The organism is Mucilaginibacter sp. OK098 (assembly GCF_900142915.1).
Classification (GTDB): domain Bacteria; phylum Bacteroidota; class Bacteroidia; order Sphingobacteriales; family Sphingobacteriaceae; genus Mucilaginibacter.
The window spans coordinates 574,610-594,301 of record NZ_FRCM01000006.1 but is presented as its reverse complement, the minus strand read 5'-3'; the positions used below and the strand labels follow the sequence as shown (position 1 = coordinate 594,301).

24 protein-coding genes are annotated in these 19,692 nt (G+C 41.8%); 6 read left to right on the top strand and 18 right to left on the bottom strand.

Going from position 1 to position 19,692, the window contains the following annotated elements:
- Positions 1-256 precede the first annotated feature (256 nt).
- Positions 257-664: a DUF1684 domain-containing protein gene (locus BUE31_RS22430; RefSeq protein ID WP_234997888.1), complete on the top strand. Its 408-nt coding sequence runs from the start codon at positions 257-259 to the stop codon at positions 662-664.
- Between the two features lie 3 nt (positions 665-667).
- Here BUE31_RS22430 and BUE31_RS22425 read toward each other — a convergent pair whose 3' ends face one another.
- On the bottom strand, positions 668-1,132 hold the full coding sequence (locus tag BUE31_RS22425; RefSeq protein WP_073406071.1) for a hypothetical protein: 465 nt from the start codon (positions 1,130-1,132) through the stop codon (positions 668-670).
- 225 nt (positions 1,133-1,357) lie between these two features.
- Here BUE31_RS22425 and BUE31_RS22420 point away from each other — a divergent pair, with 225 nt between their 5' ends.
- The gene (locus tag BUE31_RS22420; protein ID WP_073406070.1) at positions 1,358-1,939 is read left to right on the top strand and encodes a dihydrofolate reductase family protein; all 582 of its coding nucleotides are present in this window, start codon (positions 1,358-1,360) and stop codon (positions 1,937-1,939) included.
- Positions 1,940-2,007: 68 nt separating this feature from the next.
- Here BUE31_RS22420 and BUE31_RS22415 read toward each other — a convergent pair whose 3' ends face one another.
- A complete protein-coding gene (locus tag BUE31_RS22415) occupies positions 2,008-2,685 on the bottom strand; it encodes an ArsR/SmtB family transcription factor (protein WP_073406069.1) in 678 nt (225 codons plus the stop codon).
- Positions 2,686-2,762: 77 nt separating this feature from the next.
- Between BUE31_RS22415 and BUE31_RS30585 the strand changes: the two genes are divergently transcribed.
- A complete protein-coding gene (locus tag BUE31_RS30585; protein WP_083620212.1) occupies positions 2,763-4,136 on the top strand; it encodes an alpha/beta fold hydrolase in 1,374 nt (457 codons plus the stop codon).
- A 228-nt stretch (positions 4,137-4,364) separates the two neighbouring features.
- Here the strand turns inward: BUE31_RS30585 and BUE31_RS22400 are convergent, their stop codons facing one another.
- The 7 genes from BUE31_RS22400 to BUE31_RS22370 form a co-directional block, all read right to left on the bottom strand.
- Entirely contained in the window at positions 4,365-5,639 is a 1,275-nt protein-coding gene (locus tag BUE31_RS22400; RefSeq protein ID WP_083620209.1) for a M48 family metalloprotease, read from the bottom strand.
- A 95-nt stretch (positions 5,640-5,734) separates the two neighbouring features.
- Positions 5,735-6,487, bottom strand: coding sequence for a helix-turn-helix domain-containing protein (locus tag BUE31_RS22395; RefSeq protein WP_073406067.1), 753 nt, complete (start codon positions 6,485-6,487; stop codon positions 5,735-5,737).
- Positions 6,488-6,634: 147 nt separating this feature from the next.
- The gene (locus BUE31_RS22390; protein ID WP_143167211.1) at positions 6,635-7,957 is read right to left on the bottom strand and encodes a gliding motility protein GldB-related protein; all 1,323 of its coding nucleotides are present in this window, start codon (positions 7,955-7,957) and stop codon (positions 6,635-6,637) included.
- 16 nt (positions 7,958-7,973) lie between these two features.
- Positions 7,974-8,246: a DUF4242 domain-containing protein gene (locus tag BUE31_RS22385; RefSeq protein WP_073406065.1), complete on the bottom strand. Its 273-nt coding sequence runs from the start codon at positions 8,244-8,246 to the stop codon at positions 7,974-7,976.
- A 74-nt stretch (positions 8,247-8,320) separates the two neighbouring features.
- Positions 8,321-8,893: a GNAT family N-acetyltransferase gene (locus BUE31_RS22380; protein WP_083620206.1), complete on the bottom strand. Its 573-nt coding sequence runs from the start codon at positions 8,891-8,893 to the stop codon at positions 8,321-8,323.
- 9 nt (positions 8,894-8,902) lie between these two features.
- On the bottom strand, positions 8,903-9,676 hold the full coding sequence (gene xth / locus BUE31_RS22375) for an exodeoxyribonuclease III (RefSeq protein WP_073406063.1): 774 nt from the start codon (positions 9,674-9,676) through the stop codon (positions 8,903-8,905).
- Between the two features lie 331 nt (positions 9,677-10,007).
- Positions 10,008-10,850 (bottom strand): oxidoreductase, encoded by an 843-nt coding sequence (locus BUE31_RS22370; RefSeq protein WP_073406062.1) that lies wholly within the window; start codon positions 10,848-10,850, stop codon positions 10,008-10,010.
- Between the two features lie 249 nt (positions 10,851-11,099).
- Between BUE31_RS22370 and BUE31_RS22365 the strand changes: the two genes are divergently transcribed.
- Together BUE31_RS22365 and BUE31_RS22360 are read left to right on the top strand one after the other, a co-directional pair.
- Positions 11,100-11,519, top strand: coding sequence for an SRPBCC domain-containing protein (locus BUE31_RS22365; protein WP_073406061.1), 420 nt, complete (start codon positions 11,100-11,102; stop codon positions 11,517-11,519).
- Between the two features lie 197 nt (positions 11,520-11,716).
- Complete coding sequence (locus BUE31_RS22360; RefSeq protein ID WP_073406060.1) at positions 11,717-12,337, top strand: hypothetical protein; 621 nt, start codon at positions 11,717-11,719, stop codon at positions 12,335-12,337.
- 21 nt (positions 12,338-12,358) lie between these two features.
- Here BUE31_RS22360 and BUE31_RS22355 read toward each other — a convergent pair whose 3' ends face one another.
- From BUE31_RS22355 to BUE31_RS22325, 6 genes are all read right to left on the bottom strand, one after another.
- A complete protein-coding gene (locus BUE31_RS22355) occupies positions 12,359-13,165 on the bottom strand; it encodes an MBL fold metallo-hydrolase (protein WP_073406059.1) in 807 nt (268 codons plus the stop codon).
- Between the two features lie 25 nt (positions 13,166-13,190).
- A complete protein-coding gene (locus BUE31_RS22350) occupies positions 13,191-13,631 on the bottom strand; it encodes a carboxymuconolactone decarboxylase family protein (RefSeq protein WP_073406058.1) in 441 nt (146 codons plus the stop codon).
- Between the two features lie 12 nt (positions 13,632-13,643).
- Entirely contained in the window at positions 13,644-14,111 is a 468-nt protein-coding gene (locus tag BUE31_RS22345) for a cupin domain-containing protein (RefSeq protein WP_083620203.1), read from the bottom strand.
- Positions 14,112-14,444: 333 nt separating this feature from the next.
- Complete coding sequence (locus BUE31_RS22340) at positions 14,445-15,338, bottom strand: CPBP family intramembrane glutamic endopeptidase (RefSeq protein WP_083620201.1); 894 nt, start codon at positions 15,336-15,338, stop codon at positions 14,445-14,447.
- Between the two features lie 78 nt (positions 15,339-15,416).
- Positions 15,417-15,995: an HAAS signaling domain-containing protein gene (locus BUE31_RS22330; RefSeq protein ID WP_073406055.1), complete on the bottom strand. Its 579-nt coding sequence runs from the start codon at positions 15,993-15,995 to the stop codon at positions 15,417-15,419.
- Positions 15,992-16,327: a PadR family transcriptional regulator gene (locus tag BUE31_RS22325; RefSeq protein WP_073406054.1), complete on the bottom strand. Its 336-nt coding sequence runs from the start codon at positions 16,325-16,327 to the stop codon at positions 15,992-15,994. The genes BUE31_RS22330 and BUE31_RS22325 overlap by 4 nt, the downstream gene beginning before the upstream one ends.
- A 439-nt stretch (positions 16,328-16,766) precedes the next feature.
- On the opposite strand from BUE31_RS22325, the gene BUE31_RS22320 reads away from it, so the two are divergent.
- Positions 16,767-17,279: a YciI family protein gene (locus tag BUE31_RS22320; RefSeq protein ID WP_073406053.1), complete on the top strand. Its 513-nt coding sequence runs from the start codon at positions 16,767-16,769 to the stop codon at positions 17,277-17,279.
- A gap of 4 nt (positions 17,280-17,283) precedes the next feature.
- Here BUE31_RS22320 and BUE31_RS22315 read toward each other — a convergent pair whose 3' ends face one another.
- The 3 genes from BUE31_RS22315 to BUE31_RS22305 all read right to left on the bottom strand — a co-directional run bounded on the left by BUE31_RS22315 (position 17,284) and on the right by BUE31_RS22305 (position 19,683).
- Positions 17,284-17,754, bottom strand: coding sequence for a hypothetical protein (locus BUE31_RS22315; protein WP_073406052.1), 471 nt, complete (start codon positions 17,752-17,754; stop codon positions 17,284-17,286).
- Between the two features lie 401 nt (positions 17,755-18,155).
- A complete protein-coding gene (locus BUE31_RS22310; protein ID WP_073406051.1) occupies positions 18,156-19,016 on the bottom strand; it encodes an oxidoreductase in 861 nt (286 codons plus the stop codon).
- Positions 19,017-19,095: 79 nt separating this feature from the next.
- Complete coding sequence (locus tag BUE31_RS22305; protein WP_073406050.1) at positions 19,096-19,683, bottom strand: TetR/AcrR family transcriptional regulator; 588 nt, start codon at positions 19,681-19,683, stop codon at positions 19,096-19,098.
- Positions 19,684-19,692 lie beyond the last annotated feature (9 nt).

The window sequence follows — 19,692 nt, the reverse complement described above, 5'->3', positions numbered from 1 at the left end:
AGCATTTGTTAACAAGGAAATTTAGATATATTGCACTTGCTAACAGCGGTAAATTTTAATTGATGAAATATTTCCTGGTACTTATTCTTGTGACAAGCCTACACTGTTTTGGACAGGATTATAAGGCGCAAATTGCTGCATATCGACAGCAGTATATGGACGATTTTTTGACAGATAAAAGTTCTCCGTTAAAAAAGAGGATCTACAAAACCTGCGTTTTTACAATGCCGATAGCACTTACAGGATTTCTGCTAAAGTGGAAGTTTTAGCAAATCAGCCCGGTTTTATTATGCCAGTATTTAGCGGCACCGGCCAGCAGTATGTTAGGTATGCAACGCTGAGCTTTACGCTTAAAGGTAAGCCTATGCAACTGTCATTATACAAAAGTGTTTCGCTATCAAAACTGCCGCAGTACAGTGATTACCTGTTTCTTCCGTTTGCTGACGAAACAAATGGTGTGTCTACTTATGCAGGTGGCCGCTATATTGACCTGAGTACCGGTGATTTGAAAGGTAATACGCTGGTGATAGATTTTAATAAAGCATATAACCCATACTGTGCTTTTGGTGGCGGATACTCATGCCCAAAACCACCTGATGAGAATAAATTGCAGGTTGCAATTGAAGCCGGTGAAAAAACCTTTGCAGGTAAGAATGGACATTAACCCTTAAAATGCCCTTAACATTGGCCTGCTTATTAATGGAGAAAACGACCAGGGAATAGATGAAAGAATTAACAGCAGCGCTATTGTAAACCATATCGCCATTGTTTTAAATTTTTCTTTGTCCGCCACTTTCCGCTTAGCTTTTGCCGATCCGATTGTAATAAGAACTATTGCGGTTAGCATCATGGTTATATGCTCCATTCCAAAAAATCTTATTTGCCGCTCATGCACAGCATCTTTAAAGTTGTGCAAAAAGTAGCTTACGATAGGGCTAATGAAATATAACCACAAGCCGATAACCAACTGGATGTGTGCTGCTATTGTTACTGCTACCCTGCTGCTATCGTCAATCCCTGTGTGCGTTTTGTTGAACAGCCATCCCCTGAAGGCCCGATAAATGGCAAAAAGTAAGCTTAGCAAAACAAACCAGCGAATTAATGAATGCAGGGCGAGGAGTATTAAATACATAGGTTAAGTTTTTATAAAAGGGCAGACGATTGAGCTGCAAAAATATTTTATTTTTTCTTTGAGTTTTTCACCGATATTGTCAAAAGCCCAGTTTGGATTTGCGCCTGTGATCTGCAACCACAATGAATAAATTGTCTTAAAAGCGCCCTTGATATGGCGTTTATGCCGCCCCTATTTAAATTATTTCCTGCTTAAATTTGGATAGTCAGGAAACAGGTAATCCAAATGAGAAAATTAAAGTTACAAGTGCAAGTGTCAGTTGACGGATTTATTGCAGATAAAGACGGAAAAACAAGCTGGATGATATGGAATTGGGGCGAAGATTGGAATTGGGATAAAGAACTGAAAAAATACTTTAATGATTTAACTGCAAATGTTGACTGTGTTTTGCTTAGCAGAAAAATGGCAGCGGAAGGATTTATAAACCATTGGAAAAACGTAGCTCAAAACCCCGACCCCAATTACAATTTTGCGAGGAAGATAACTGAGGCAAAAAAAGTTGTTTTTACGAAGACGCTTGAAACTGCCGAATGGGATAATACAGTTTTGGCAAAAGACGAGCTTACCGATGAAATTGATCTATTGAAAAAAGCCGAAGGCAAAGATCTCATCGCCTATGGTGGGGCTGCTTTTGTTTCCGGCCTGATCCAAAACGAATTAATTGACGAATATTATCTTTTTATTAATCCTGTTGCTGTGGGTAAAGGATTAACCGTATTTAATAGTATTGATAAAAACCTTAATTTAAAACTGGTAGCAGCAATTAATTTTGAATGTGGGGTTACTGTTCTTCATTATCGTATTTAAGAAGTTGACTTTTATCAGCTGCCTCTATCGGTTAAAAATGACAAATTCAACGTGTCTTCCCATTCGTTTTAAACTTCAATCCCCAGGTTTTCATATAATTCCTTTTTGCCTTTAGTGGTTACCAAAACGGTTCGTGAATTTTTGGTCTTCCTAACCCAATCCAACAATAACATCCGTTGTAATATGGCAGCGCCTAATGCTCCTGCAATATGGTATCTTCTTTCGCTCCAATCCAGGCATGGTTTGGCAAAAAAACGCCGTTCATCTTTTAACAGGTCAACGTCAATCCCCATCCTAAAAAACCATTCAATCCCACTATCACTTACCCGGTAATTATTCTCGGATTGTACGGTAATTCCTTTTGTTATTAACGCCTCATTGATAAGCACGCCTACTTTGCCAGCAAGATGGTCATAACAGGTGCGGCAATATTTTATACCGTGTTTTTCATCCGCCGGCTTAGATCTTGCCTTGTTATCAGGGATCAGGTTAGCAAGCGCCTCTATGGCATAGGCCACATTCTGATTTGAGAAACGATAATACCGGTGCCTGCCCTGCGTGGCTACCTCTAAAAAATCAGCCTTTACCAATTTACTCAAATGGATGCTTGCGTTTTGTGGTGATGCATCGGCAAACAAAGCAAGTTCAGTGGCTGTGTAGGCCCTTCCATCCAGCAATGCCCATAGTATTTTGGCCCGTACAGGTTCGCCAATCAGAGTTGCTATATCTGCAATTTGTAGTTCCATATTACATCCATACTTAAGCCAGTACTTAAGTGTCTGTTATAAATATAATCAATCTTTGCCATCATAATAAAATAGCAATGAAAAAATATATTGTATTAATGCTGATAGGCATTTGTTTCAATTTTAAATCATCCGGACAGAACTTAAACACCACCATAGGAATGAACTTTGACACTATAAAAACTGAAAGCCATATTAAAGGGCTGAATATTGCTTTGCTGCACAGGCAACCAAAAACCATAACCGGCAATTACCCGGTATTATTTATCCATGGGTCATCTTTCCCCTCGGCGCTTGCTTTTGGTTTTAGGGTGAATGGCTTGTCGTGGATGGATCACCTTGCTGAAAATAATTTTGAATCATTTGCTTTGGATTTTTTAGGATATGGAAATTCAGACAGGTATCCCGAAATGTTGACCAAACATCCTCAGGCTGAACTACCCGGACGTGCAAAAGAGGTCTATAAGGATATTGACTGCGCTGTAAACTATATTTTAAAAAAGACAGGCAGCAATAAGGTAAATATTATCGCTCATTCATGGGGTGGTACGGTAGTGGCTTTGTATGCTTCCAAATTTCCGGAAAAGATCAATAGGTTGGTTTTATTCGCGCCTTTAACAGCCGGGAAAAGCACCGCAGTATCCGAAACTATTGACTACAGCTATGAATCAATGACCCCGGCGACAAGAGTAAGCAACATGCGAAGCCTAACCCCGCAAGGTGAAATAAACCGCCTTGAACCAGAGCTGGCTGATCAATGGCAAAGCATGTGGTTAAAATCTGATCCTTTATCTGCTGACGGAAAAGGGAATGTCCGCTTTCCATCGGGCCCGTCAAAAGACATTGATGACCTGGAGCACGGTAAAACCTATTACAATCCTGCAGATATTAAAGTGGCAACAATGATAGTGAGGGGAGAATGGGACAACTCACCATCCAATGAAGCGGCAGGCGTTTTGTTTAACCAGCTTACAAATGCGCCATTAAAAAAATATGTGGTAATTGAAAAAGGCACCCATGTAATGCATCTTGAAAAAAGCAGGTTGCAATTATATAATGAAACACTAAGCTTTCTTAATAATTCAACCATGGCACAAAATAACCATTCAATCGCTGTGATTTTTGAAGTGATCCCCGCTGATGGGGAAAAGCAGGAATACCTGGATATTGCTGCCAAACTAAAGCCGGAACTTGAAAAAATAGACGGGTTTATTTCTATTGAAAGGTTCCAGAGTCTTACACATCCTGAAAAGATCCTTTCCCTTTCTTTCTGGCGCGATGAAACCGCTATACAGCATTGGAGAAACCTGGAATTACACAGGGAAGCCCAGGCAAAAGGCCGGCGTTATATTTTTAAGGATTATCACTTACGGATAGCCGATGTAGTTAGGGATTACGGCATGTTCGACAGAAAGGAAGCCCCTGCCGATAGTAAGCAATATCACAATTAAAAGATTGTTATTTGTTTTCCTTATCTGTATACGATTCACAGGTTTTACCCATGACAAGTTATAATTATGTATGTAATGGGGTGTCATCCTGAGCCTGTCGAAGGACGTCGTGCGCAGTGGCCTGTCCGTGTGCCAAGCACGATGCTGAGGCCTTTGCCCACATGCTTCGAGTGCCTCAGCATGACACCCCTTTTTTGTTATTTTTCCTTCAGAATCCAGCAGATAGGTTCATTTCCCATCCAGGTTTTCCGCTTTCCATTTCATAGCGGTTAAGATCCTGTATGCTCTGCAGGGGTGATCAAAAAAGAAAATCTCTTCCCAGTAGTCCGGGGCTACTTTAAGGTCATCGGCGGATTTTATTAGGTATGAGGCTATGGCATCAGGTTCACGCGCGGCATTCAACCCATATAGATCCGCCTGGATTTCTTGTGTACGGATAATGGTGTTACTTATAGGTGTGAGGATAAAAAAGTAGAACGTAAACAAAAACACCAGGATGGGCAGGCTGCGGATATCCTGGATAGCCACCACTTTCCACCTTTCTCCGTATTTGAGGAATAATTTGTTTAACGCCCATTGAACTAACTTAAAACCAATTATGATCAATATTCCAAATTCCATGGTCAATATAAAAATGTGACTTAATACATAATGGCCCATTTCGTGCCCCAGCGCAGCTTTAATTTCACTATTGGTGCAGTTATTAAGCATGTTGTCATTCAGCGAAATACGTGCAGTGCCGACAAGTCCGCTTACGTTAGCATTAAATAGTTTATTTTGCTTTGATTCATTATACACATAAACGTTGTCAATATTTATACTATTGGCACGGGCCATTGACAGGATCTGATCTTTCAGCGCTCCATTTTTTATTGGCGTATAATCATTGAATGCGGGGGTGATAAATATAGGATATATGACAAGAACAACTATGATGAACAGAAGAGAGATACAGCCTCCCCAGATCCACCAGTTTTCCTTTACTTTTCTGAATATGGCATAGATCAAAACGAAAAATGGCGCTATAATAAGCAATTCAACAAAGAAGGTTAGCAGTTCATTTGAAAACCACTGTATAAAGTTTTGATTAGAAAAGCCGTATTGCTGTTCGCGGATAAAGTTTTGATAAATATCAAGCGGCATCAGGAGCAGGAAATACAGTAAAAAAGAAAGCACAATATAAACCAGGTTGCTCCGGTTTGTTTTTGAGGTTTTATCAGCAATCTTTTTTATATAAGCTGACAGCCCCCCGAAAAGAAATAACCAGGCCACAAACGCCGCATTTAAAAAATTCCAAAGGATCAGCCAATAACCACCTTCTACATAGTTGTTTGCTTTTGCGCGTGCAACTGCCGGGATGGTACTTATTAGTTGAGCCGCGGCTTTTTCAGGATCGAAGCGGGCGACATATTTACCGGGCTGATGTGCAGCAGGTTGAATGGACTGCCCTTTTACAAACATGAAGGTTAATAGACAGCAGAAAATAACGAATACCGCTTTCATTGAGATTTACTTTTATGATGAAATACAAAAGTAAATGCGCTAAAACAGGGGTAGTTTGTATAAATGCGACAATCCACCAAAGAAAAACGATGCTTTTATGGGAAACTTGGGCCCGGCCATATTGCCGAGGGGGGTAAGCCGGAATGTTTTTTTATTTCGCGGGTGAGGTGCGCATGATCATAATAACCCATTTCCAAAGCTATTTCTAATAATTTCCCTTTTGAATGTGCCTCCTGCAAAATTTTCAGGGCCCGACGGAATTTAACGATCCCTATAAACTCTTTTGGACTGATCCCTAAATTTATATAAAAAAGCCGTTCCAGGGTGCGGGTGCTGATATTGCAATTTTGGGCAAGCAGATCAACCGAGATCTGACCTTTATAATAATTCACTGCTTCTGTTATGGGGGAAAAAAGATCAGCCTGATTTTTTTTTGAGAGGAAAAGCTGATCCAGCCTTTCAGGCAGCAATTCGTCCGGATCTGCAATTAAAGCAAGATCTTTATCCTGGAACTCTACTATCTGGTCAACAATTTCAACTAACGGCAATCTATAAAAAACAAGAAGGCCCCCGGGTTTAAACCTTATCCCAACAAAAGCACTATCCGGAAAACTGGTTACAAAGCATGATGAGGTAGAAACACCCCCAATATAAACCAGACCGGGTTGAAGTGCGGCATAGCCATTAAAACTTGCCGGGGAGCCGCCAAGGTTAATAAAAATGTCAGAACAGGCATCGGCAAATAACGGCACCTTAATGGGTTTGTATTTCGAATCAGTTTGTAATACCCAATAAAAGTCGATGTGTTTTTCTAATAACTTATCGGGTTTATATTTAACGTATTTCACAAAAAATAAATAGGATCAGGTTAAACATTAAGAAGTCAAAAGCCAAAGCTTTTTAAGCCAGGAACTGCGACAAAGTTATCTAAGATTGATTGTATACAATTGTAAAAAGAAGACATATTTAAAAAACTCCCTCTGGCGTATATTCTTTTATTGATATGCTGCTACCATTTCTTCCCATTTGCTCTTTTTCAGGAACTCCCTGGCATTTGTAAAATGGAACATATCGTAAATGGCTTGTTGCTTATCACTGGCATTTATATAATAGGCTCGGCAGATCTGGTAACCTATCCAGTATCCCTGATCTGCGGGGTTATCGGGTGTTTCCTGGTCTGAGTTGGCCATCCAATTGCTGTAACGGTTATAATCCATGTCTTTCGTGAATGCCTGCCAGATCCTTTTCTCCCTGCCCTTAGCCCAGGTATGCAGGCGCTGGTTGGTGTTTTTACCGCTGATCATCTCTCCCAAAAAATCGGCCATGCCTTCGGCAATTACGGGCAGCAATGTAGTGGTGTCGTCCAGTTTCATAAGTCTGTCCTGCTGAAAGTGGATCAGCTCGTGCGAAATGAAATAAGGCAGATTTTGCAGCGGATTAAAATTGTTTTTCTCCCATAAACTCAGCTCACCAACCGGGATTCCATCTGTCTTAGCAATCTGGTTAATCCCTATCAGCAGCCCTGCATCTGATACGGTTCCCCCAGCGGTATAAGCACCCATAACAAAATAAACATCGGGAAATAATGCCTGGGGATAGATCGCCTTCAGTTTTTCAAAACAGGTATATATGGCGGGCTTAAAACTGTCGGCCTGCAAAGTGTTATTCCTAATGGCACGGTAAAAAGCCGCATGCGTGTCATAATGCTTTACAAATGCCCTTATACTGCGCACTTTAAGCCCCATATAATCCTGCATTCCCCGCGAAGCCTTGTCAAAATAGTATCTCTTATAAATAGACAATCGGTTGGCAGTGTCTTTCTGCGCCAGGTCATAAGCAACCCAAAACCGGTGGACATCCGTAGTTACCAGGGAAGCCTGGCGCGGATCTTTATTCAAAGCCTTCTTTTCTTCTTTTACGGATTGGACAAGGGGTGCCCATTCTTTCTCTGCGTGCAGGGTGGTTAAATCTTTGCTTTGCAATAAATTCTCCTTATCGCTATACCCTGCAAGGATGGCTTTATGGAGGGTGATAAAAGCGCTATCCTTTTTTTCCATAAAGCTGTAACAACATGCGGCGCTATACAAACTGCTCTTTTTTTGCAGGTTGAAATCTGCAATGGCAGCTGACTTCAGATACACCCTGGTAGCCCCCGGATAATCCTTTGCCTTGTATAGGCTATCGGCATTTTTGCGCAGCTGCCGGTAATCCTGGCTGGATGCCTGGAAGGAAAATATCAATGACAGGATGAAAACAATGATCGAAGAGGGGTTAACCTTTCCTATCATCGGAATCTCCTTGTTTGTGACGATGATCATTGAACCGGCCTGATTATTATTCAGCAGTTGTAGGATCAATATTTGTTAATACACGGCTAACTGAATTTGCAGGAAACCCGCCCTGGCTGGCATGCTCACGAACCATTTCTTCGTTAGGCGCAATATAAACGCAATAAATTTTGTCGGCTGTAACAAAGCTGTTAACCCATTGAATTTGCGGCCCCATGTTACTTAATACCCCGCACGAAGTTTGTGAAATGGATTTTAATTGGTCTGCAGAAAGATTACCCGCTCCGGGAATTTCTCTTTCAATTATGTATTTAGGCATATTAAGGCGTTTTAGTTATTAAGTAAATTGATTATTAACTATTTAGGTAAATCAAAGCTAATTTTTTTCTCCTTTTAATGCAACTGTTTGGTTATGAAATTTGAATTCAGCATGAATACATGTTCAAGGCCGTCTGTCTCATCCATAACTTCATCAACCTTGATAAAGCCCAGGCTATTGATCAAACTAAATGATGGAACGTTGGAGGGCGACACTGATGCAACAAAGCTGGTTATATTGAAGTTAACACCTGCCCAAGCAAGCACTGCCTTAACCGTTTCTTTTGCATACCCCATCCTTCTATAGTTGGAAAATATCCTATATCCTAATTCTACCGCACCGCGGGCGTACATACGCAAATATTCAGGATCAGGCGTACTATGAAAACGCACAATTCCAACCATGATATTTTCATTTGCCAAAATGATGGCGCGGGCAGACCATGGCATATAATTTTGATCAGTCTCCAATTGCTCCCGGTTATAGTTAAGGGTGCTAAGATTTTCAAGTAATTCTACCGGGATTTTAGCGCCCAACAGTAACGCTGCCTCAGCGAGCTTTCCGTCCATGCTGGCTGAAATAACTTCGGCATTCATCAGCCGCAATACCAATCGGGGAGTAACTATATCGCTAAAGGGGGAAATCATATACCTGCTCTAATCAGCCAGCTGGATCCAAACGGGGCAATGGTCACTCGTTTTCTCCCATCCCCTTACGTTGCGGTCAACACCCCCTGCAAGAAGGCGGCCGTCAAGCTGCGGACTAAGCAGGAAATGGTCAATGCGCAAACCGGCATCGCGGCCGTAGGCATTGCGGAAATAATCATAAAAAGTATAGATCTTTTCGTTCGGGTAAAGTTTCCTGATCGCGTCTGTCCATCCCTGGTCTATCAAAGTTTTAAAGGCCAGGCGGGTTTCCGGGCGGAACAGGGCATCGGTTAGCCAGCGTTCCGGCTTATAAACATCCAGTTCGGTTGGCATAACGTTATAGTCGCCTGTTAACACCACGGGTTTGCCTGATGCAAGGAGCCCGGCAGCATGAAAGCCCAGCCGTTCAAACCAGCGCAGCTTATAGTCGAATTTTGGTCCCGGCGCCGGGTTGCCGTTTGGTAGGTAAAGGCAGCCAACCGTGATGCCGTTAATAACAGCCTCAATATAGCGGCTGTGCTCATCCTCCGGATCACCGGGGAGTGCGCGTGTTACTTCATCAATATCAGCGTTCCGCGCCAGGATAGCTACGCCATTCCAGCTTTTTTGCCCGTGCCATAGCGCATTATAACCGGCATCCCGGATGGCTTGCTCCGGGAACTTTTCCTGCGGGGCCTTTAGCTCCTGCAGACATACAATATCAGGCGCAGTTTCCTCAAGCCAGCGCAGCAATACCGGCAGCCGACCGTTTACACCATTTACATTATAGGTTGCTATTTTCATGATAAAATTAATGGAGGTGGAAAAACAATGTTATGAAAATTGGGGGAGATAAACAAAAATGATGATACAGGTCAGTCGCTTTCAAGACCAGTGGCATTTTCTTCCCTCTTTACGCGCAGCGAAGAGAGGGAGGTCCAGCGAAGCGTCGACCGGGTGAGTAAAATCTGCGGGCGATATTCACGCAAATGCACGGCGCAAATGCATGGCGGCGTCGACTCACCCCGAAATCGCTTCGCTTGTCACCCCTCTCTGCTGCGCAAAGAGGGGAAAAGTAATAGGGTGCCCTCCCTTAACTACATCTTTACTGCACCATATAAGGATCACCGCTCGTTTAAAGATCCAATTTAGTATCAACCGCTAATGGTTCCCACTCTGCAAGGTCTTTTAACAGATTTTCATTGTGCTGCCTGATCGCATTTACAGAGTCCTCTCCCAACTGTAACCTTAATGGCGTGTGTGTTGCGGCCAGGGCTTTATCAATTATAGCGGCACCTTTTAAAGGGTCGCCTTCCTGTGCGCCGTTCATGCCCTTTGCAAAATTTCTTGTTTGCCCAACGGTATCTTTATAAGCTGTTATTTCCGGCATATATTTCATGGCCGAACCCGCTAATTCGGTTCTGAAATTACCCGGTTCTACAATAAGCACCTTTATTCCAAAGGGAGCTAATTCGGCAGCTAATGCCTCTGAAAGGCCCTCCAATGCAAATTTTGAAGCAGAGTACGCTCCGAATCCTGCAAATGAAAGCTGTCCGCCCAAACTGCTGATATTTACAATTGCTCCCGATCTTTGCGCTCTGAAGGTTGGTAATAAAGCCTGGGTAACACCTACAGCGCCGAAAAAATTTGTTTCCATTTGGGCGCGTAATTCATTCTCAGGCGTTTCTTCTACAGCGCCAACTATGCCATATCCGGCATTATTGATCAAAACATCAATCTGCCCAAACCGGCCGACAGCCGCTTTAACTGCATCGGCAATTTCAGCACTATTATTTACATCCATTTTTATAGCTTCTACCTGGTCTGGTGCAATCGCTTTTATAGCTTCCAGTTTATCCAAACGTCTTGCCGTAACTACTACATGATAGCCTTGCTGAATAGCATACTCCGCAAATGATTTCCCGAAACCTGCGGATGCACCCGTAATGAACCATACTTTTTTTACTTTATTTTCCATAGTTATGATTTTTAGTTGTAGACTCAAAAATATAGATATTCAATTATTTATTAAAAAGGTATCCGGCAAATTTTTCACATAAAGTTCTGGTTTTCCTGCATTTAGTCGTGAGTTAGAAAAGACTAAAATTACTTATGACTAAAGGCTCCAGGCTTAACAAATGGCATAATCACCCCCTCATATTGTCATTGTTGCCCAGTGTTTTGTTAACAGGCGAACCTTATGTTTGTGTTTTAACATGAAAGCATCATGAATAAAGTTGACAAAACTACCCTTAACGGTGAAATAGAAATAAATGCACCCATTGAAAAGGTTTGGGCCCTATGGACCACTCCCGAAGACATTAAACAATGGAACACCCCCAATACCGACTGGCACACCACCAAAGTAGAAAACGACCTGCGCCCCGGCGGCGCCTTCCTGTTTGCTATGGCATTAAAAGACGGTAGCCTTAATTTTGATTTTACCGGCGTTTATGACGATGTGAAAACCAACGAACTGATTAGCTATACCCTTAACGATGGCCGGAAGTCGACTATTACTTTTACCAGCGGGAACCCGGTTATATTGGCTGAAAGTTTTGAAGCAGACAACACCCAGCCTATTGCCATGCAAAAGGAATTTTGCCAGGCTGTGTTGGATGGGTTTAAAAAGTATGTTGAGGGGTAGTGTCTGCAATCAATGTTATAAAGCTGTATCGCCCTAAAATAAGTTAACAATGGCGGTTAGCTATCCGGAACTTTGCGTAAAGCGGGAACTTTCGGTAAGTTTAAGGCCTGAATACTTTCTTAAGAATTATTTAGCGACACTTGATAAATTATGTATTTTAGAGGCGTTATCATCAATAAGCACTCAAATATCTTATCATGACAGGCGTTAAACTAAACTTTATCAACCAATCAAACGACACAAATAATTCGGAGATCGTTATTTTTCAAAAAAATGCAGCTACTAATTTTGATGAGCTGGCGGTAGCATGGAAAGTAATTAAGTACTGCGGACAGGGAATGAACCATCCTTTTTCGTTTCCAATTCAAAACTATGTATCGGCCAGTGATAGCTGGGGGAACTACTCACCGCAGCTGGCTGCTCAAAATGGCCAGTTGTTCAGCGTGGAGCAAAGTCCGTCTGGCAATATACTTAAGAATGCGGGCTCCGCCACCAGCAGTAAGGAAATGCAGATTTTAAATGGCCTGCATACAGGTGCCATTAATGCTAATATTTACAAGGATGGGCGACTGCTGGCTACAAAAACCGGTGTGGCGCCCCAGCAGAAAGTGGCATTTGAATTTAACCCAACCTTATGGATAGGAGCGGTTTCGCAGATTTTGGAAGGGAGTTTGATAAACTCTGCCATCATATCACAGGTTAACACCGAGTTATCATTATTAGGAATTGCAAGCGCCGATATTGTGATGACCGGCGGTGGCCCGGGTAAGGCTTCAACCGGTTTTAACTTTACACTGCAAAATATTGTGTACGCCTGATAGCCCGGTTAGATGAGGGCATTATAATTCATAACTATCCCTGTACCGCTGCATAGAGGTATTAAAAACATCCATGGCGTTGCCCTCCAGGTCCTGGTTATCAAATGCGCCATAAAGAGTGTCAAATTTCAGGGCGGATGTTTTATGGTCAAATGCTGTAAAATCGCGCCTCGGCAACAAGATCTGGTTTGGGTAGCTGTACATTACCGACAGGTGTCTTTTACTGCGCGACAGGTAAACGCTGTCGCCGCATAATAGCGTACCTTCACCTGTTAATGAGGGCATCCAAAGCATACAACTACCCGGGAAATGCCCGCCGGTGTGCACAATTTTTATCCCATTCCAAAGTGGCAGACTATCACCACTCCATAATTTTACAGATGGGGTAGGGTACATGATCCATTCACCGTCCAGTTCATGAATATAGATCGGGCAGTTAAACAGGGTCGCCCATTCATTCATTGTGCTGTAATAGTGCGGATGCGAAAATGCAATTGCCTTAAGCCCGCCAATGGAATTGATATAATCCACGGTTTGCTGATCAGGCAGCGGCATACAGTCCCATAAAATATTCCCTTCGGGCGATTGCACTAAAAGGGCACGGTTTGCCAGTGCAAAGTCCGGCTGCATTTTCAGGGCTGAGATCTGATCGTTTAGTTTGCTTATCCTGGTGCTGTAATTATTTTTCAAAACCGCCATGCTGGTCCATTTCTGCCCGTTATCACCTATATACTGCCGGTCATCATTACAAATGGTACACAGTTCAGGTACTTGCTGATCCGGTGGGTATTGCGTGCCACAGGTAGTGCATATTAATGTTTTGCTCATGATTTAATATTTTAAATGTTTGTAATTATTCCCCGGCAATCATATGCATCGAAATGGCTATCCTGTTCCAGCTGTTAATGGTTACGGTTATAAAAATTACCTGTGCCAACCTTTGTTTTCCAAGCAGGTTTAACGCATTTTGATAAGTTTCATCAGAAACGCCATGTACCGAAATTTGGGTAACTTCTTCAGCCAGCTTCAATACCGACTGCTCTTCATCTGTAAAAAAGGGCGTTTCCCACCATGCCGAAAGTGCAAAAAGCCTTTGCGTGGTTTCTCCCAGGTGTAACGCTGCTTTGGTGTGATAATCAATACAATAACCACAGCCGTTTAACTGGGAAACCCGGGTCCTTATCATTTCCTGTAGTTTGGCATCTATATCAAATGCGGGTAAAAAATCATCAGCAACAGCCATCGCCTTATAAATGCGGGGCTCTGCCTGGTTAATGTTCATTCTTAGTTTCATACGTTTTAATATTTATTTACACTTAATTGAATTTTGCATAGATGGCGCATTAAGAAACAGCACCAATAGTTTAGCCGGTTTTTTGGGGTTATTATTGCGTGTTAAGGAGTGTAGCCCAAAAGGCTTCTCGTAAAATGAATCTCCCTTTTTATATACATGTCTTACCCCTTCAAAAACAGACTCAATTTCACCCTCCAGTATATATCCAAATGTCGGGCAAGGGTGCCGGTGGGCAGGTGATGTGCTACCGGGAGGAAAATTAACAACCTCCATTTGCGCTTCTTTGTTTTTTATCCCCGGTTCATTTAACAACTGTTTAAGTACGGTAACGCTTGTGATCTTTGCATCATCAACTGATTTAGCCGGATGCCCTTGTGCTAACAATCCGTTTGTTAAGATAACGAACAGCAAAGCGGATAGGAAAGTTTTTAGTATTGATTGAGCGTTTGTTAATTGCATGATCTCTTTTTTTATTCGCATTCCATTTAAGCAGAAAAGCGAGTGTTTACGTATTATTGAAGATCAAAAATATTTCAATTTTGGACTATCATAGTAGTCCAGTAAATACAAATAAGGTAGTCCAATAAAGCAGCGATCACCTCCTCTCCCCAAACCCTTCTCCAACTGCGTTGAGGCGAAGCGTAAGTTTGTGTATCCACGCAGGCAAAGCGTTCCATTTTTCCACGCGGAACACGTGGAACGTCATGAAACATTCTGATTATCAATTACTTAGTTATTTGTAGGGAATTGAATAAATGTAAGTATTTGACAATCAAAATGTTCCACTATTCTTTATATCGAACTCGCGTTGTTTTAACTAATCGCAACAGGTTTTAAACTGCCAAAGCTTCGTTTATATAAAACAAATATTAGCAGTAAGAAGGTTAGTAAACAAGGTATTCCCGCCTCAATGCCAAATCCCCTTCCGGTAAGTAATACATTTTGGGTAGTAAATTTAAAAGCCAGTAACGCCTGCTTTGCATCTGTAGCAGATGTGGCAATGGTGGTTATTTTACCTATAAAAAAGATATCCCAGATAACATGTACAAGTACCACGTACCAGATCACTTTGGTATATGCATAAATAAAAGAGAACATCATGCCGGTAATTATCCCGCCACCAACAACTATAAGCGCATCCAGTACATTAAAAGAAGTAAGCATGTAGATGTGTAACAGGCCGAATATTAAAGATGTTATAAACATGGCTTTAAACTTGGAATACCTTGCGCTCATCAGCAGAAAAAGATGACCTCTGAAAACGACTTCTTCTGTTAACCCCGCTGCAATAGAAACAGACGACCATTTTATAAACAACTGAACCTTATCGGCCAGGCTCATTGAATTATCCCCAGTGAGGGGGGCTATAAAGTGAAATACATAATAAAATAGCCAGATTGAAACAGGTAGGATAGTGCTGATAGCTATCCATTTAAACAGTCCCGCTAATGTTAATTTGCCATAAAGGGCAGCAGGGTCATAAGCTTTTATAACGCGGCGGGCAAAAAAATGCATGAATAAAATAGTTAGCGGCGCCCTCAGCACAACTTCCCTTACCGCTATTTTGAGCGCGTTATTCTGGATCCAGGAGGTAAGTAAGGAGCAGGCAATTGCAATAAGTATAAACATTGTAATGCTTACCAGCGTGAATAAAACAATTTTTCCGGGTGATGGGGGATTGTTGGTTTTTGTTGATGTAGTTGTCATGATTTATAATTTTTAATAAGTGATTTAATTAGCTATGCATAATACATAGCATAACAATGCATATGGGTATAAAAAAAGCTATTCCTTTTTCAGTAAACGAAATAGCAGGGTATTTAAAAAATAAAGCGCGCCCATTAGCAGGATAACTACGGGAATAAATAATTGTCCTAACACTTCAGTTAAGCCTCCGGATAGTTCGGTAGTGAAGCCAAAGGCAATGAATTTATCGTTTTGCATAAACAAGCCGGTATGTGACGGGTAAATTATTTTAAGGATAATGAGAATGCAAAAGGATACGCTCAGCAAATAGAAGAACGCCAGTATTACATAGGCAGCACCATTAGCAATATTGAGGCGCATAGCTTGTAAAATGTGCACCGGGTTAAACGAACGAGTTGCCTGTTGCGCTTTTTTATAAGCAACTAAAGGCTGCAATACCTCTTCGGGCGAGCCTAGTTTTTCGAGCGTATCCAGCAGGATCTCAATTTCATTTTCGGGTGGCGCAGCATTGGTGGCCTCATAGATATGGCTGTTGATCTCCATCAGGGTATCGCGCTGGTCATCTGCCGATAATAGCCTGATGCATCTGGTAACCCGTTTGATATAATCGTCATAGATCTTTTGGGCCGCGGGATTTGTAAAAACTATTCTTTTCATTTTTGAAGTTTGTTAATGGCTGTTTCTAATGCCGACCATATTTTTTGCATTTCAGTTAGCGTAGCTTTGCCGCTCTTGCTTAACGTGTAATATTTGCGGGGGATGCCTGATTCCTGCTCAACCCATTTTGAATCAACAATTCCCTCTGCTTTTAACCTGTTTAATAATGGATATAAAGTGCCCTCTGCAACCTCCAGCGTGGTATGAATTTTTATTTCCTGTACAAGCTCATAACCATAATATTCCTTTTCATCAAGAATGATGAGGATGATATAGGAGAGCGTCCCTTTTTTTACCTGGGAGAACCAGTTCTGCACAAATTCTGAATTCATGCAACAAATATAATACATAGTAATGCAATGTACAAGGCTTTGCTATGTTTTTGTTATTTTTTTTAAAAAATGATGACGGGCAGCCATCGACACCCAATATCATTAAGAGAAGGTTTGATACAAACTAACCACATAGCAACGTTCAATAGCCCAACCTAAACGGCATAGCCCTCATGAACGCCTATTAAAAATAAACAACTGTGAATAATCCTCCCCGGTAGGGAGGACTTGAAAAAAACAAACGCGGGCGAAGCTAAAGTCTCCCCTACCGGGGGAGATTTAGAGGGGGCTACAAGGTTTTTGGGGAGAATTACATTTGTGTTTCCCTTAACTTAATGAACAGCCACCAGTGCCCGTTTATCACGATAACAAATCAATGATTTTTTACAATTATTAAGGTTTATCATTCCTCAATTTTGAATAAACAAAATTTAAAAAAATGAAATCGATAATCAACATAGGGTTTTTCCTTTCAGGGTTATTACTTATCAGCGCACGGGTATTCCCGCAGGCAAAAACCAATCAATCATTAAGTCAACCAAAAAAAGAAGCAAAAATGAAAAACGAAAGCTCAGCATTCAAAGAATACATTTTATTAGTCCATTTGCCACTTAATTACGGACCCGATCAGGCAAAAGAAGTAAGAGAACAGTGGACTAAACTTACCGACAAATGGAAAGCTAACGGCACTTATGTTACAAGTTTCGTTTATCCAAATGATGGCTATTTGGTTAAAGGCCCGCAAAAGACCATAACCAAAGAAGGTATTGTTAGTGATAATTTTAGACTGGTGAGCAATTTGGTCCTAAGGGCAACCAGTTACGAAGCTGCATTGGAGTTAGCAAAAAATTGCCCGGTACTTCCGCAAGGCGGAATAATTGAAGTAAGGGAAATCCAACCCCGTATAACAACAACCGAATCCGGTAAAGAATTACCTAAACCCAGGCAATAAGACTTTAGTCCTGCTGTTTTTTAAACACCATTAAAAACCCCAACCTGATCAACGGGCTTAAAAAGATTGATAAATAGATCAAACTGATCCATGGTTGGTATAGAACATAGAACTCATGGGGCGTTAACGAATACGGATGTTTAATAAATACAAAGCAAACAAAATCGGTAAAAATAGCTGCTATCAGCCAAAAAAATGAAAGGGATAAAGTCTCTTTTATTTGGGTTCCGGGATCTTTTTGAAAAGGTTTTTTAAAATAGATCCAGGCCGCAACCGGCCAGATCAGCAGCATAAGCAGCACATGGTAAGGCACAGTAGCCACAAAGGAAGCTGCCTGCAATACGCTGACTCCTGGTGCAGGCGGAGGTGAATTAGTGATTATGCCGTATATAACAGAAATTGCTGTTGCCATGATAGTTACAGCAACGTATGTTATAAAAAAGCAAATAAGGGCGCGGGTAAAGTTTAGTTTCATTTTCTTTGTTTTTAAGTGATAAAGATTCTTTTTTGCAGCCGGCCAGGCAATGTCATTAATCGTGTGTTTTTCCCCTCTTTGCGCAGCATAGAGGGGTGACGAGCGAATCCGCTAACTAGCAGACAGGGTGAGTCCACACCGCCATGCATGAGCGCCAATGCACTTAATTAGTGTCTTACAAGTATCCGCAGAAAAAAACCTTGCCGGTTACAGCAAACGGATTAAGAGTTATATAAAAGCGAAAAGATGATATTTGGGGATAAAAAAATGACAGGGCATTATTTCACAGCAAAAAGTGAACGGATAATGAGGACTATTACCGTTCACTTTTCTGCCGCATTCCTTCAATTTGAAGCAATGCCATAAAGGCTGTTGTTCTTTTGCGTTTTGTTTGCAGTGCCTTAGCTGATCTGATTGCTTTTTACATGGTCGGTACTGCTGGAGACAGCTTCCCATTGAGCCACTTCTTTTCCCATTTGTTCCGTTTTGGTTTTAAAAGCTGCTACGGCATCTGTTCCTATTGGTAAATGTAACGGCGGGTTTTCGCTAGCCGCTAATTGGATGATCACACCGGCAAGTTTGGCAGGATCACCGGGCTCATTTCCATGCAGCTGTCCTACAAAGCCTCTTACTCCGCCCACGGTTTCATGGTATGCATCCAATATAACCTTTGAAGGCTGATAAGCATCCGGGGAAGTGAAATTTGTACTGAACAAACCGGGCGCTGCCGCAGTAACATGAATGCCCAGCGGTTTTACTTCGAGGGCTAAACCTTCAGAGATCCCTTCAACCGCAAACTTGGTTGAACCGTACAGGCCAAAACCGGGAGCGGAGGCCGTATAACCAAACAGGGAAGAAATATTAATGATGTGGCCCGAATGCTGACTGCGCATATGCGGCAATACAGCCCTGGTTACATTCAGCAATCCAAAAACATTGGTATCGTATTGTTTTCTTACTTCCTCGTCAGACACCTCTTCCGTTGCGCCCAACAACCCGTAACCCGCATTGTTAACCAGCACATCAATGCGGCCAAAACGTGAAATGGCATTTTGTACCCCTTCCTTTACCTGCTGTTCATTGGTAACATCCAACGAAACCACCAGCGTATCATTATCCTGTTGCAGCGCGGATCTTAACCCATCGGCATTGCTTCTTACGGTAGCCACTACTTTGTCGCCTGCGGCAAGGGCTGCTTTGGCAATCTCTAATCCGAAACCTTTAGAGGCTCCGGTAATAAACCATACTTTTTGCTTTTTCATAACGTGTTTTATTTAATTATTTGTTTTATATACTTTTATCAATAAAATGACCGATCGGTCATTTTATTGATAAAAAAAATTAGATCACCTGTTCTGTGATCATTTTTTTAAGGTTACGGGTAATGATCTTCATTTTGCTGTTGTTACCGGCAACCCGGCTTATCATAATCCCGCCTTCAATCATGGCAAACATCATGGTGGCGAATTCCTTGTAATTCCAGTCGGGCTTAAATGTCCCTTCTTTAACCCCGGCTTTTGCTATATCAATAATAACTTGCTGGCTCATTTCAACCGCTTCGTTTACCTTAATTCTTACCACCTCATTGGTATCGTCAGCCTCCATACCAAAATTCATCATGGGGCAACCACCCGTAACCGGGGGCTGCATAGGATCATTAAACGCATCTGCATAAGCGAAAAGCTTATCCTTCGCATTTTTGTGCCGGCTTAAAGCTGCCATCACTTTGTTACCAAGCTTTTCCATATTGTAGTCAACTGCCGCACCGGCTAATACATCCTTATTTTCAAAATGAACATAAAGGCTTCCCTTTGACAGTTTGGTGGCTTCCATAATATCACTCATGGCAGTTGCGGCAATCCCCCTGGTATTAAAGATCGGCGCTGAACGCTCAATTATAAACTGCCTTGTTTCTTCACCTTTTGTCATCACTGATGG